Origin of the sequence: Flavobacterium cyclinae, from assembly GCF_021172145.1 — a bacterium.
GTDB classification, from domain to species: Bacteria; Bacteroidota; Bacteroidia; order Flavobacteriales; family Flavobacteriaceae; genus Flavobacterium; species Flavobacterium cyclinae.
This window is the reverse complement of record NZ_CP089095.1, coordinates 2202418-2216879: the sequence shown is the minus strand read 5'-3', so window position 1 is coordinate 2216879 and position 14462 is coordinate 2202418. Positions and strand designations below refer to the sequence as shown.

At 30.2% G+C, this 14462-nt stretch carries 12 protein-coding genes; 8 read left to right on the top strand and 4 right to left on the bottom strand.

The features are described 5' to 3' along the window. Positions 1-3 precede the first annotated feature (3 nt). On the top strand, positions 4-1458 hold the full coding sequence (locus tag LOS86_RS10315) for an oligosaccharide flippase family protein (RefSeq protein ID WP_231842024.1): 1455 nt from the start codon (positions 4-6) through the stop codon (positions 1456-1458). Between the two features lies 1 nt (position 1459). Here LOS86_RS10315 and LOS86_RS10310 read toward each other — a convergent pair whose 3' ends face one another. Beyond that, positions 1460-2338 (bottom strand): glycosyltransferase family 2 protein, encoded by an 879-nt coding sequence (locus LOS86_RS10310; protein ID WP_231842023.1) that lies wholly within the window; start codon positions 2336-2338, stop codon positions 1460-1462. Positions 2339-2391: 53 nt separating this feature from the next. Between LOS86_RS10310 and LOS86_RS10305 the strand changes: the two genes are divergently transcribed. Together LOS86_RS10305 and LOS86_RS10300 are read left to right on the top strand one after the other, a co-directional pair. Beyond that, the gene (locus LOS86_RS10305; RefSeq protein ID WP_231842022.1) at positions 2392-3462 is read left to right on the top strand and encodes a glycosyltransferase; all 1071 of its coding nucleotides are present in this window, start codon (positions 2392-2394) and stop codon (positions 3460-3462) included. Continuing rightward, on the top strand, positions 3452-3847 hold the full coding sequence (locus LOS86_RS10300; RefSeq protein ID WP_231842021.1) for a sugar 3,4-ketoisomerase: 396 nt from the start codon (positions 3452-3454) through the stop codon (positions 3845-3847). Before LOS86_RS10305 ends, LOS86_RS10300 begins: the two co-directional genes overlap by 11 nt. Here the strand turns inward: LOS86_RS10300 and LOS86_RS10295 are convergent. Genes LOS86_RS10295 through LOS86_RS10285 form a run of 3 tightly spaced genes read right to left on the bottom strand, consistent with a single transcriptional unit; the run spans position 3827 to position 6550 of the window. Beyond that, a complete protein-coding gene (locus tag LOS86_RS10295; RefSeq protein ID WP_231842020.1) occupies positions 3827-4984 on the bottom strand; it encodes a glycosyltransferase family 4 protein in 1158 nt (385 codons plus the stop codon). The genes LOS86_RS10300 and LOS86_RS10295 overlap by 21 nt on opposite strands. Continuing rightward, on the bottom strand, positions 4985-5866 hold the full coding sequence (locus LOS86_RS10290) for a glycosyltransferase family 2 protein (RefSeq protein WP_231842019.1): 882 nt from the start codon (positions 5864-5866) through the stop codon (positions 4985-4987). After that, entirely contained in the window at positions 5867-6550 is a 684-nt protein-coding gene (locus LOS86_RS10285) for a cell division ATP-binding protein FtsE (protein ID WP_231842018.1), read from the bottom strand. Between the two features lie 188 nt (positions 6551-6738). Here LOS86_RS10285 and LOS86_RS10280 point away from each other — a divergent pair, with 188 nt between their 5' ends. The 5 genes from LOS86_RS10280 (at position 6739) to asnB (ending at position 14336) form a co-directional block, all read left to right on the top strand. Further along, on the top strand, positions 6739-9750 hold the full coding sequence (locus LOS86_RS10280) for a tetratricopeptide repeat protein (protein ID WP_231842017.1): 3012 nt from the start codon (positions 6739-6741) through the stop codon (positions 9748-9750). 71 nt (positions 9751-9821) lie between these two features. Continuing rightward, the gene (locus LOS86_RS10275; protein ID WP_231842016.1) at positions 9822-11576 is read left to right on the top strand and encodes a porin family protein; all 1755 of its coding nucleotides are present in this window, start codon (positions 9822-9824) and stop codon (positions 11574-11576) included. Positions 11577-11668: 92 nt separating this feature from the next. Further along, positions 11669-12001, top strand: a complete 333-nt coding sequence (locus LOS86_RS10270) for a hypothetical protein (RefSeq protein ID WP_231842015.1) — start codon at positions 11669-11671, stop codon at positions 11999-12001. 45 nt (positions 12002-12046) lie between these two features. Then, on the top strand, positions 12047-12496 hold the full coding sequence (locus LOS86_RS10265) for a hypothetical protein (protein ID WP_231842014.1): 450 nt from the start codon (positions 12047-12049) through the stop codon (positions 12494-12496). 223 nt (positions 12497-12719) lie between these two features. Next, complete coding sequence (asnB, locus tag LOS86_RS10260) at positions 12720-14336, top strand: asparagine synthase B (RefSeq protein ID WP_231842013.1); 1617 nt, start codon at positions 12720-12722, stop codon at positions 14334-14336. Positions 14337-14462 lie beyond the last annotated feature (126 nt).

Sequence of the window (14462 nt, the reverse complement as noted above, 5' to 3'; positions counted from 1 at the left end):
CGCATGCAAGAGAAAAATTTTTATAGTCCAATTTTTAAAAGCACAAAAATTTTTGGTGCTTCGCATTTTGTTAAAATTGGAACTAAAATTATCACTAATAAAATTGCAGCTATTTATTTAGGTGCTGTAGGAATTGGTATTATTGGTATAGTTGAAAATTTATTAAGCATACTTTTTGGAATTGTAAATTTTGGATTGACTTCAAGTAGTGTAAGAGAAATAGCTTTACTAAATAAAGAATCTGAAGAGGTAAAAAACAAAGAAAAGAGAATGATTAGCATCATTTATTATTGGTCTTTGTTTTCGGGTTTATTAGGTGCTGTTTTCTTTGGGTTAATTTCGTATTCTTTTTTCAAAAACACCTATCCTTCAAATAGTTCTTATTTGTGGTTTGTTTTAGTTGCCTTTTATTTTGTCTTTTTTGCTCTTTTTTCTGCTCGAATGTCCATTTTACAAGGAAGGCGAGAAATCAAAAAAATGGTTAAAATCCAGGTTATTATTTCCTTTATTCAAATGTTTTTGGCTATAGGTTGTTATTTCTTTTTTAAAATAAACGGAATTGCTATTGCCATATTAATTTCTGCAATTGTTTCATTTTTAGTAGTTTATTTCAATACAAAAAATACAATTCGTTTTAAAAAAAATAACCTAACATTAAAACAAGTCTTTTTTGAAGGATTGCCCATGGTGAAATTGGGAATAATTTTATCATTAGGAACTCTGATCAATCAATTAGCTTTTTACGTAATTCGTCTGTTTTTAAAAGATTTTTTATCAATTGAAGCTTTAGGGGTTTTTCAGGTGAGCTACACAATTTTAATTGGCTATTTGGGAATAATTTTCATTGTAATGTCAAATGATTTTTATCCTCAATTGTGTAATCTAGAAAGTGATAAACCAACATTTGAAAAATATATTAATGATCAAACGCAATTTGCTTTATTTTTAGTAGTACCTCTAGTGTTGTTGATGTATTTGCTTGCACCTCAATTAGTTGTTTTGTTGTATTCCAATTCGTTTTTAGATGTTTTATTAATTCTAAAAATCGCTTTAATAGGATTGATTTTTAAAACAATTGCTTGGCCAATTGGATTCATTTCATTGGTAAAAGGAAACAAGAAATTATTCTTCAAGCAAAACCTTTTAAGTGATATTGTAAATGTTATTTGCTCAGTAGTTTGTACGTATTATTTCGGTTTAAAAGGCTTAGGCTTTGCTTTTGCAATAGTATTTTTGGTTTCATTATTGTATAACTTTTTTACAGTTACTAAAAACTATAGTTTTTCCTATTCTATAGAAACAAAACGAATAATTGTGCTTTCAATGGTAATAGGAGCAATCGCTTTGCTTTCGTTTAATTGGTTTGATTTTTCTTATCAGAATCCAATAATTTGGGCGCTATTTATTACCTCTTCAGTGTATGCGGTACTTAAGTTGAAAAACAAAATCCAATCCTAATTTAGAAAACGATTTTTAATCGGGTTTTTAGTTCTAAGATAAGCAACTTTGCTAAAAGTACAACATCTCTCGATTTTAAAAATTTGTAAAATTCAAATCGAATTCTTCCTAACAACGCTTTGTGTTCTTCTCTTGATTGGTTCAATTCAAATGCTTTGTAAAGAATTTTCAATGTTGATTCGTGAAGTCTTTTTGTTCTTGAATTCTTTTTTTGAGTAAAATAAGCGCTTAGAGAAGTAGTTAGAATTCTCTTTTTTACTAATAAATCAGGAATATATTCAAATTCAAAAACTCTTGAAGCTCTGATCCATAAATCTAAATCTTCATAAGCTAAGGTTTCATCATAATAACCCAATTGTTCAAAAACTGATTTTTTTACCATCGAAGAAACCGAACAAATTTTGGTCGTTCTTCCAATAACCATCTTGTAAATATCACCACTTTCAGGGTGTTCATCTTCCGTGTAATAATTCTTTAAAAATGCACCATCTTCATCAATCTCAATCAAATTTCCATAGACAATTCCTAGATTTTTATATTTTGAATTTTGAAACGTAGCAATTTGTTTTTCAATGCAATTAGAAAGTAAAACATCATCGGCTGCCAAATCTATAATGTATTCGCCTTTAGCAATTTTAGCCAATTGATTAAACGTTTTATTACTTCCCAAATTCGTATTATTAGATAAAAATTGAACATTTGGATGCTCCTTTAACCAATTCTCAATCACTATTGCAGAATTATCCGTACTACAATCATCTGCAATTAACAATTCAATATTGGGATACGTTTGATTAATAACCGAATTCAAGGCTTCCACTACATAAGCTTCGTGATTGTAAGATAAACAAATGACACTAACTAGTGGAAAATTTTGCATATTGGGTTTTTAAATCTATTTTTATGCTAAATTAAGAAACTAATCGCATCAAAATGACAAACCATTCAAAAAATCAATTAAAAGTAGCCATTGTGGGTTATAAATTGGCCGAAGGTGGTTTGGAACGCGTTTTTGGCACAACAACCAAAATGCTTCATGATGCGGGAATTGAAGTGCATACTTTGGTTTTGGAAAATTTAATCGAATATGAACACGGGGGGGAATTAGTCACTTTTGGTAATTATTCGAAGTTTCTAAAATATTTTAAATTAAAAAGTTACTTAAAAAATCAAAAGTTTGATTACATAATTGATTTTCGTCATCGCATCAATCCTAAAATGGAATGGTTGTTTCTCAATTTTATTTATCGCAACCAAAAATTCATTTATACCGTTCATAGCAGTCAAAATGCAACGTATTTAACTGCTAACAATTTTATTGCTAAGCAAATGTTGCAAAAAGCTTTTAAAGTGGTTACAGTTTCAAATTTTATCAAGAAGCAACTTGCAACAAAATACGGTTTTGATTCAGCTATTGTTATTCCAAATGCTTTTGATTTAAAACCAGTTTCAAAGTCTGAAACATTACCATTTGATTATTGTATTGCAGTCGGGAGATTGGTTTCGTTAAAGCAATTTGATAAATTGGTTGCAAGTTATTCCAATTCGATTTTACCACAAAAGAACATTCATTTGGTAATTTTAGGAGTAGGAGATGAGCAAGAACAAATTGAAAAGACAATTTTAGAAAATAAGGTAAGTGCGTTTGTTCATTTATTAGGATTCAAATCCAATGTTTCAGATTATATTTCAAATGCTAAATTCTTGGTTTTATCTAGTAAATATGAAGGTTTTCCAATGACAGTTTTAGAAGCGTTGAGTATAGGAACGCCTGTTATTTCATTTGATTGTGAAAGTGGTCCAAACGAAATGATTTTCAATAACGAAAACGGAATTTTAGTCGAGAATCAGAATTTTACTGAATTAACTCACAAAATGAATATATTTGTAGAAGACGAGGTTTTGTATCAAAACTGTAAATCTAATGCGGTTTCAAGTGTGGCAAAATTTAAGTCGAATGTAATTGTAAACCATTGGTTACAACTTTTAAATTATGGAAATTAAAATAATCAAAATACCTAAAATAGAAGATCCTAGAGGCAATTTATCTGTCATTGAAAAAGACGTTGTTCCTTTTGAAATTAAACGCGTTTATTATTTGTACGATGTTCCAGCTGGAGCTGAAAGAGGCGGACATTCGCATAAAGAACAACACGAATTTTTGGTAGCGCTTTCAGGTAGTTTTGATGTTGTTTTGAACAATGGCAAACAAGTACAAAAAGTAACTTTGAATAAACCTTACGAAGGTTTGTTGATTCCTAATGGAGTTTGGCGTGAATTGAAAGATTTTTCTTCTGGTGCTGTATGTTTAGTCGTGGCTTCTGATGTTTTTGATGAAGACGATTATATTCGCGAATTTGAGGAGTTTCTAGCTATTTCTTCTACTTAAATTTTCATACACTTTTTGTAATTCGGAAAAGTGATTTTCAAAAGTTTTGGTTGCTAAATAGTTTGGAATATGTTGTTCTAATTCTGATTTTAAATCAGGATTAGTAAGAAGTTTTATGATGTTTTCTTCTAATGATTTTTGACTTTGAAAAGCATACGTTAAACCTACGTGATTTTCTTCAATTTCATTTTTAATTCCAACCAAATCACTTGTGATTACAGTTTTCCCAAAAGATAAACTTTCTAAAATTACATTACCATACGCTTCTAAATATTCACTCGGAACTACCGAAAATTTAGAATTTAGATAGATTTCTTGTAATTCTTCTCGGTTCTTATTTCCTAAAAAAGTAACGTTTTCAATGTTGTTGTTTTTAGTAAAATTTTCAAGTTCTTCTTTCTGAATTCCATCGCCTACAATCCATAATTTTTCATTTGGTAACTGTTTTGATATGTTCTCAAAAGCTTTTAATAAGGTTAAAACCCCTTTTTCAGGAACCAATCGGCCAACAAATAAAATGTAATTTCCTTCTGAATTTGAGTTTTGATTTTGTCCAAATAAAATGGGATTCGCTAATGTTTTTCCAGGTTTCTTAAAATGAGTTTTAGCAAATTGTGTTAAATTATCAGATGGAGTTATAAAGTAATCAATATGCTTTTTTATAACCTTTTTATGATACGATTGTTTGAAATGCAATAACGTATCAAAAAGAATATTTTTCTTAGGCGTGTGATGTAGAATACAGGTTAATCCACTCTCATGATGTTTAATAACTTCATTTGTATCAGTTATCATGTAATTTTTTGGACAGATATAATAATAATCTCTAAATGAATACACTATCGGAATGCCTTTTTGCTTGGCATATTTCATGAAGTGAGGTGTAACTGGAGCACCAATGCTAAAACAATGAATAACATCGGGTTGAAAAGTATTGATTTCTTTTATAATTTCTTGAGTGATTGTTTTGTTGTAAATTTTTTCAAACCAATTGGTTTTTATCTTCTGTTTTCCAAACCATTTAAAAATCAAATTTGGATTATTTTTTCTAGAATATTGAATTAATTCATGCAAATAGTGCTCAACTCCTCCAAGCCGATTTTGTTCATCAAAGTTATTGATTAGTAATATTCGCATTTATTTAATATTTAAAAAATAACCTAATTTATAAAAATCTAAAATTAATAAACTTGGATTTGTAGAAGTGAGATTAGCGATACATTTTTTTGAAATTTTACTAAAAATATAGCAAACTAAGTTTTGTAAATGTAACACTTGGATTAGCTTAGAAACTTTACCAATCTTTGTATCATTAGATGATAATTTTTGATTTTGGATTAATTGATGCAATGTTTTTAACGCAATTTCGGTTTTATGAATAAAAGTTACACTGCTTTCAGAATTAAAATGTATTAGCTTATTTTCGATATGTTGAATAATAATATTATTTTCTTTTAATTGCTTGATAAAAACAACATCTTCATAGCCATAACTTGTAATATTATTTGAAAATGGAAATTGTGTTAGTATGTCTTTTTTTACAAGTAAATTCCAAGTAAAAACAAAATGATAGGGATTCTTAATTCTGTTTTTTAAAGAAATGCTTTCGCGTTCATTTCCATATTTCCATCTTAACAAATTCGCTTGTTCAGGTTTTATTTTGGGATAGGAAACACCGCCAAACAAAACGTGTGTTTCTTGATTTATAGCAGTAATTAAGTCTTTTAGATATGTTTTTTTTTCAGGGAAAGCATCTGCTTCCATAATTAAAACATAATCAAATTGCGCTCGATTATTTAGTAGATTGATGTTGTTTCCTCTTCCTAAATTTTCAAGATTCAAAGTGTAAGAGCAATGTTGTAAATGATTGATTTTGGTGTTTTCATCTAAATAACTTTTGCTAGCATCATCTTGAACTAAAATTTCATAAGAAAGGTCTAGTTCATCAGCTTGAGATTTTAATTCCATCACTAATGGATAAACATTATAGTTGTATATAGGAATTAAAATGGATAACATTTACACCGTTCTTTGAACTACTTCAAACATTTTTCCGCCTTCAAATTTCAATGTTTTTGTAGGATATTTTAAAACCAAAGCATAATCGTGAGTAGCCATCAATATGGTTTTTCCATTTTCGTTGATTTTACGTAATACTTCCATTACTTCAACACTGGTTTGAGGGTCTAAATTTCCTGTTGGCTCATCGGCTAATATTAATTCTGGATCGTTTAATAAAGCTCTGGCAATACCAACGCGTTGTTGTTCTCCACCAGAAAGTTGATGGGGCATTTTAAAAGCAAAGCCTTTCATTCCTACTTTATCCAAAACTTCTTCAATTTTATGATCCATTTCTTCTTTTTCTTTCCAACCTGTAGCTTTCAATACAAACAATAAATTTTCTTTAACGCTTCGGTCTGAAAGCAATTTAAAATCTTGAAAAACAACGCCTAATTTACGTCTTAAATAAGGAATATCACTTTCTTTTAAAGTTTTTAAATTATAATCTACAACTTGTCCTTCTCCGTCTTTTAAACTTAAATCGGCATAAAGTGTTTTTAAAAAACTACTTTTTCCAGAACCAGTTCTTCCAATTAGATAAATAAATTCGCCATGTTTTACTTCCAAATTTACATCGGTTAAAACAGGATTATTATCTTGATAAATCGTAACATTTTTTAAAGATAGAACAGATTGAGACATATATTAGATGAATTTTAAAATGTAAATGTAATAACTATAACTTCCGATTCAAAATTTTGTACAAAATTCGATAAAAATTATTGTTTTTGGTTAAAAACTATGTTCAAAAAAAGTACAATAATATGTTAAGAACCTTCGTTAATACTTTTAATAAGCCTTATATTTGGAACTTATAAATAGCGAATCTTATGATCAAGTATTTAAAACTTTCTTTTTTTATTTTAGTTTTTTCGGGAACACTTTTAGCCCAACAATCCTCTGTTTATACTCACGAATTAACAGAATTTAATCGAGCAGTCGAATTATATAAAGATAAGCAATATCAAGCAGCACAAATTTTATTCGATAAAGTAAAATCGAAAACCGACAATATGGAAGTTGAATCGGATTGTGTTTACTATATTGCTAATTGTGCTATTCGTTTAAATCAAATGGGGGCTGATGTGTTAGTGGAAAGGTTTGTTGAGAATTATCCAACAAGTACTAAAACAAACCAAGCGTATATAGAAGTGGCTCATTATTATTTTGAAGAAGGAAATTATCCAAAATCATTAGAATGGTTTGATAAAGCCGATTCTAATAATATGTCACAAGCCGAAAGAGAAAAATACAATTTCCAAAAAGGATACGCTTATTTTACAGCTAAAAAAACCAAAGAAGCAACAAAATATTTTAATCAAGTTGTAAATTCTAAGACTTTTGGAAGTCAAGCGAAATATTATTTGGGGTACATGTCTTACGAGACTGACGATTATAAAAGTGCAAATCAATATTTTGAACAAGTTTCTGATCAAGACAAGTACAAAGAAAAAATGGGTTATTTTCAAGCGGACATGAATTTTAAACTTGGGAATTTCCAAAAAGCTATTGATTTAGGTTTAGAACAATTACCAAAATCCAAAGGGGAAGAAAAAAGTGAATTGTCAAAAATTATAGGTGAAAGTTATTTTAACTTGAAACAATATGATAAAGCTCTACCGTATCTTTTGGCCTACAATGGAAAAAAAGGAAAGTGGAACAATACCGATTTTTATCAATTAGGATATACTTATTACCAACAAAAAGACTACGAAAACGCGATTTCGCAATTCAATAAAATCATTGAAGGAAATGATGCTGTTGCACAAAATGCGTACTATCATTTAGCAGAAAGTTATTTGAATACTAACAAAAAACAACAAGCCTTAAATGCATTCAAAACGGCTTCTGAAATGGAATTTGATTTAAAAATTCAAGAAGATGCCTATTTGAATTATGCGAAATTGAGTTACGAAATCGGAAATCCATACAAATCGGTTCCAGAAGTAATGAATGCATATTTAGACAAATATCCAACTACTTCTTATAAGGCTGAAATCAATACCTTGTTAATCAGTTCGTATATTACTTCTAAAAACTACAAAGAAGCGTTAGTTTTATTAGAAAAAAACAGATCTGCCGAAAACAAATTGGCCTATCAAAAAGTAACCTTTTACAGAGGTTTAGAATTATATACCGATGGTGATTATCAGGGAGCATATACTTTATTTAAAAAATCATTAGCTGAAAATAGAGATGCAAAATTTACTGCTCGAGCTATTTTTTGGAAAGCTGAAACAGAGTATAATTTAGACCAATTTGAAGAAGCAAAGTTGAGTTTCAAGCAATTTTTAAATTCATCTGAAGCTTCAAACACGCCTGAATTTAAGAATGCTAATTATAATTTGGCTTATTCCTATTTTAAATTAAAAGAATACGGTAATGCAATTCAATATTTTGATGCATTTACAAAGGAAATTAAAGAAGATAAAATTAGATTAACCGATGCTTATTTGCGTTTAGGTGATTGTAATTTTATGGAAGCTAAATATTGGCCTGCAATGGATGCTTATAATAAAGCTATCGATATGAAGAGTGTTGATGCCGATTATGCTGCCTTTCAAAAAGGTATTAGTTACGGTTTTGTAAATCGTCCTGACCGTAAAATTGAAGATTTAGAGAAATTCTCTAAAACATTCCCAAATTCACAATATGCGGATGATGCATTGTATGAATTGGGAAATACGTATGTGAATCAAAGCCAAAATGATAAAGGAATTGCAACTTATGATAGATTAATCAGCGGTTATAAATCGAGTTCGTATGTGGCAAAAGCAATTTTGAAACAAGGCTTAATTTACTACAATTCAAACAAAGAAGATTTAGCATTAACAAAATTCAAGAAAGTAGTTGCTGAATTTCCTAATTCGCCAGAATCTATTGAAGCCGTTTCAACAGCTCGATTAATTTATGTAGACAAAGGCAAAGTGGATGAATATGCGTCTTGGGTAAAGACTTTATCATTTGTAGAAGTTTCAGATGCTGATTTAGATAATGATACTTATGAATCAGCCGAAAGACAATATTTGCAAAACAATACTAAACAAGCTATTTCTGGATTCTCAAGTTATGTAAGTAAATTTCCAAACGGATTACATGCATTGAAAGCAAATTTCTATTTAGCACAATTGTATTTCGCAGACAACTTAGAAGAAAACTCTATTAAACATTATGAATTTGTAGTTGCTAAACCAAGAAACGAATTTACAGAGCAAGCTTTAGCACGATTGTGTCAAGTACATTTGAAAGCTAAAAATTATGAGAATGCTATTCCAGTGTTGTTGCGTTTAGAAGCAGAGGCAGAGTTTCCTCAAAATACTACATATGCACAGTCAAATTTGATGAAATCGTATTACGAAAAACAAGATTTTACAAATGCTGTTGTTTATGCTGATAAAGTATTGAAAAATGATAAAATTGATGATCGAATTAAAAGCGATGCCCAAATTATTGTAGCGCGTTCAGCAATCAAAACAAATGATGAAGTAAAAGCCAAAGAAGCATATGCAAAACTTCAAAAAATTGCAAAAGGTGAATTGGCAGCAGAAGCTTTGTATTACGATGCGTATTTTAAAAATAAAGAAGGCAAATACGAACCTTCAAATGATGTAGTTCAAAAAATTGCGAAAGATTATTCTGGTTATAAATATTATGGAGCAAAAAGTTTAGTAGTTATGGCTAAAAATTTCTTTGCTTTAAAAGATAGTTTTCAAGCCACTTACATTTTAGAAAGTGTAATTGAAAACTTCCAAGAATATACAGATGTGATTGAAGAAGCTCAAAAAGAATTGGATTTCATCAAGGGAGAAGAAGCAAAACGTAATTCATCAATCACTAATTAATAATGTTATTTCATTGTCAAACTGTCCCGAAGTTTCGGGATTGTTTCAAAATCTCGTTTAAAATAAAGAACATGAAGAAATTAAATATAATCGCCTTAGTTTTAGTTGTATTCGGAATTCAAATTTCATTTTCTCAAGTAAAGGATGAAAACATTGGTTCAGAAGTGGTTAATATTGTAAAACCATATACACCAACAATCTCAGATGCTTTCAAAGTAAAAGAAACCCCTCTTTTAGATGATGAAGACAATCAGAAAAAAGAAGTAATTCAATACAATATTTTTTCGTTTCCAGTAGCGTCGACATTCACACCTGCAAAAGGAAAAGCAGCTGGTGTTGATAAAACCGAAAAAGAAAAATTGTATAACAATTACGCTACCTTAGGATTTGGAAATTATCCTACAATCAACGCAGAATTATTCATCACTCAAAATTTAAGTCGAAGTAATTATGTTGGTGGAATGTTACGTCATTTATCTTCACAAGGAGGAATTAATGATTTAGTGTTAGATGATAAATTTTACAACACCAGTTTAGATGTTACTTATGGTGTACGTGAACGTGATATGAGTTGGAACGTAGATTTAGGTGTGAAAAACCAAATTTATAATTGGTATGGTTTACCAACAGATGCCATCCTTTTTGATGACCCAACAATTGCTTCAATCTATTCTAAACAAACGTATAATACGATTGCTATAGGAGGAAAAATGAGCTTGAAAGACGGATTTTTTAATGATGCAAGCATGCAATTTAAACGTTTTTCAGATGGATTAGGTTCAGGTGAAAATCGTTTTTTCATCAAACCGAATTTCGATTTTGATGTAATGAATCAAAAAATTAAAGCTGATTTTGTTTTGGATTATGTTGGTGGTTCATTTGATAGAATGTATGATGTAAATTCAGAGTTACAATACAGCACAATCATTGCCGGAACAAAACCAAGTATTTTATACCAACAAGATGATTTGTCGGTACAAATTGGAGCTGGAGTTTATTACGCTACAGCTAAAATTAATGGCGAGAGTGATGGTAAAATATTTGTGTATCCAAATGTAAAAGCGTCTTATAAAATTGTTGGAGATATATTAGTAGCCTATGCTGGTGCTGAAGGAGATTTGCAACAAAATTCGTATGCTGATTTTGTAGATCAAAATACTTTTGTTTCCCCTACATTATTTGTAGCTCCAACAGATAATAAGTATGATATTTATTTTGGAATGAAAGGTAAACTAGCAAATTCAGTTGCTTTTAATGTTCGTGCTTCTTATTTAAATCAAGATGACAAAGCACTTTTTGTAAGTAATGAATACAATCCAGCAAATGGAAATACAGAAGGGTATGCTTTCGGAAATTCTTTTGGAGTAGTCTATGACAATGTTACCACTTTAAGTATGTTTGGCGAACTAAAAGCCGATTTCTCTAAAAATATTACTTTCGGAATTAATGGAACTTTTAATACTTTTTCTACAGATACTCAAGCAGAAGCATGGAATTTACCACAATTAAAAATTGGTGCTACTTTAGATTTTGATATTACCGAAAAATGGTACGCAGGAGCCAATGTATTTTTTGTAGGGGAAAGAAAAGATATCGTAACGATACAAGATGATGTTTTAGTGTTTCCACCAACTTTTTCTCAACAAGAAGTTACATTAGATAGTTATTTTGATTTAAATGCGCATGTAGGTTTTAAATACAACGCAAGATTAACAGCTTTCTTAAAAGGAAACAATTTAGCGAACCAACAATACAACCGTTGGGCAAATTTCCCAGTACAAGGAATTCAAGTGTTGTTAGGTGCGAATTATAAGTTTGATTTCTAAAATACTTAACCACAAAGCTCACAAAAGTTTACACAAGGTTCACTAAGGTTTTTTGTGTACTTAGTGCCCTTTGTGGTAAACTATCATAAACAATGAAAATATACTTTAAATTAATAATTTTGTCGGCTTCATTTTTTGTTTTTGTTTCTTGTGACGGGTTTCAAGCTATTGATGGAATAATTGTTGATTCTGAAACTCATAAACCAATAGCTAATGTTCAGATAAAAGAAATTAATAAGTTTGATGCTTTAGGATTTTCCGATAATCAAGGATATTTTCAATTTCATGAAATATCAGGATTTGCTTTTGGTGATAAAGAAATGACTCTTATTTTTTCAAAAGAAAATTATACATCGGATACTATTACTTTTATAAATAATGAAAGTAAGTTAATTAAATTGGAAAGAATAGAAGAAAAACAATAATCCTTGCGTTCTTAGCGCCTTCTTAGCGTCCTTAGCGGTTAAACCATGACATTCAAACAAAAAATAAAGTCTCACTATCAAAAACTATTATCGGAGAAAATAAACGAATTACGTTTCATGATTTCCGATTTGGCTCAAGATTCACAAAACGATGCAAAAGGTTCGGCTGGCGATAAGCACGAAACTGCATTGTCAATGATGCATTTGGAGCAAGAAAAACTCAATCAAAAACTTTCAGAAATCATCAGTCAAAAGAATATCGTTGATAAAATTGATACCGATTCTATTCATACCAAAATTGCTCTTGGAAGTTTAGTTCAAACTAATGAAATGCTATTTTATATCAGTGCCGCTTTACCAAAAATCCAAATTGAAAATAAAATGATAATTGCCGTATCACCACAATCGCCACTGGGAAGTCAGTTAATTGGAAAAAACCTCGGAGATGAGGTTGAAATCAACAAAAATCGATTCCAAATTAAATCCATCACATAAAACAAACGCCACTCTCTCGAGTGGTTTTTTTATGATTTGTAATCAAAACAAAGTTAAAACAGACTTTCTGATTTACAATATAATTAAAAAATCAATTTTTAGTTTAAAATTATAACTAAAATTAAATATAAGGTTTATTATTTAAACTTATATATTCAATTTTGCTTTATCAAATTAAAAGTATCAAAACTTTTACATTCTTAAATATTTAAACTAAAAAGTTATGTGTGGAATATTAGCCATTATAGGAAAAGGAAAAGATGCAACATTAGTGCAACAATTGTCTAAAAGAATGAGTCATCGTGGACCAGATGAAAGTGATATTCATATTATGGAAAAAGGGCATATCTTGGCTCATGAGCGTTTATCAATTGTAGATTTACATACAGGAAAACAACCGATACAAGGAACAAATTCCGCTTGGATGGTGCATAATGGCGAAATATACAATCATAAAATATTAAGAGAAACCACTTTAAAACATCATACGTTCAGAACAACATCTGATTCTGAAGTTATAGTGCATTTGTATGAAGAATTTGGTTACGATTTTTGTGATAAATTAGACGGAATTTTTGCTTTCGTTGTAATCGATGGAGATGATTATATCGTAGCGCGTGATCCGCTTGGAGTAAAACCATTGTATTACGGAATTGATGAAAGAGGTCGCTTATATTTTGCTTCAGAAATGAAAGCACTTTCTGATCAATGTAAAACGTTTTCTACTTTTCCACCAGGACATTATTATACCGAAAAAACAGGATTTGTAAAGTATTATAAACCAGAATGGGAAGCACACGAAAAAGCAGTTGAGAAATTAGATTTACAAGCATTAAATAAAACTTTAACGCAAGCTGTAGAAAAACGTCTAATGTGTGATGTACCTTTTGGGGTGTTGCTTTCTGGCGGATTAGATTCGTCGTTAATTGCTTCTATGACATCAAGATTGTTGGAAGAAAGCGGACAAGAACTTCATTCCTTTTCAATTGGATTAGATGCTTCGGCTCCAGATTTAGTGGCTGCAAAAAAAGTAGCAGATTTCATAGGAACTACACATCACGAAATTCATTTTACAGTCGAACAAGGGATTGAGATTTTAGATAAATTAATTTGGCATTTGGAAACTTACGATGTTACGTCAATTCGTGCGAGTACACCCATGTATTTCTTATCAAAAGCAATTACCGAAAAAGGAATTAAAATGGTATTGTCAGGAGAGGGAGCTGATGAAATTTTTGGAGGTTATTTGTATTTCCGAAATGCACCATCGGTATTAGATTTCCAAAAAGAAACTATCGAGCGTGTCCAAAAGTTATTTACAGCCGATTTACTTCGTGCCGATAAATCAACCATGGCGCACGGTCTAGAGGCTCGCGTTCCGTTTTTAGATAAAGCATTTTTAGAATTGGCAATTAAATTGCAACCTGAAGAGAAAATGCCTAAGACTTATGACGGTATTGAAAAATATATTTTAAGAAAAGCATTTGATACTCCAGAAAAACCATATTTGCCAGAAGAGATTTTATGGCGTCAAAAAGAACAATTTTCTGATGGTGTTGGATATAATTGGATAGACACTTTAATTGATTATTGTTCGAGTCAAGTAACAGATGAAGAGTTTGAAAAAGCAAAACAATTATTTCCATATAATACGCCATTAACAAAAGAGGCGTTTTATTACAGAAGAATATTTCATAAGCATTTTCCACAAGAAAGTGCTGCACAAACGGTTCGTAAATGGATTCCAAAATGGCAAGAAAATCAAGATCCAAGCGGAAGAGCAAATGCAGCTCATGTTAAAGCCGATGTGTCAATAGCAATTGAAAAAGAAATGGTTTAGTATTGTTATTAGGTTTGTTGTTAGAATGGCGTCAGTAGATTTTTGCTGACGCTTTCTTTTTTTAACAAATGTTAATAACTTAATCTGTTTTTAGACTACTTTTTGAGGGATTTTTTATAAGAATGG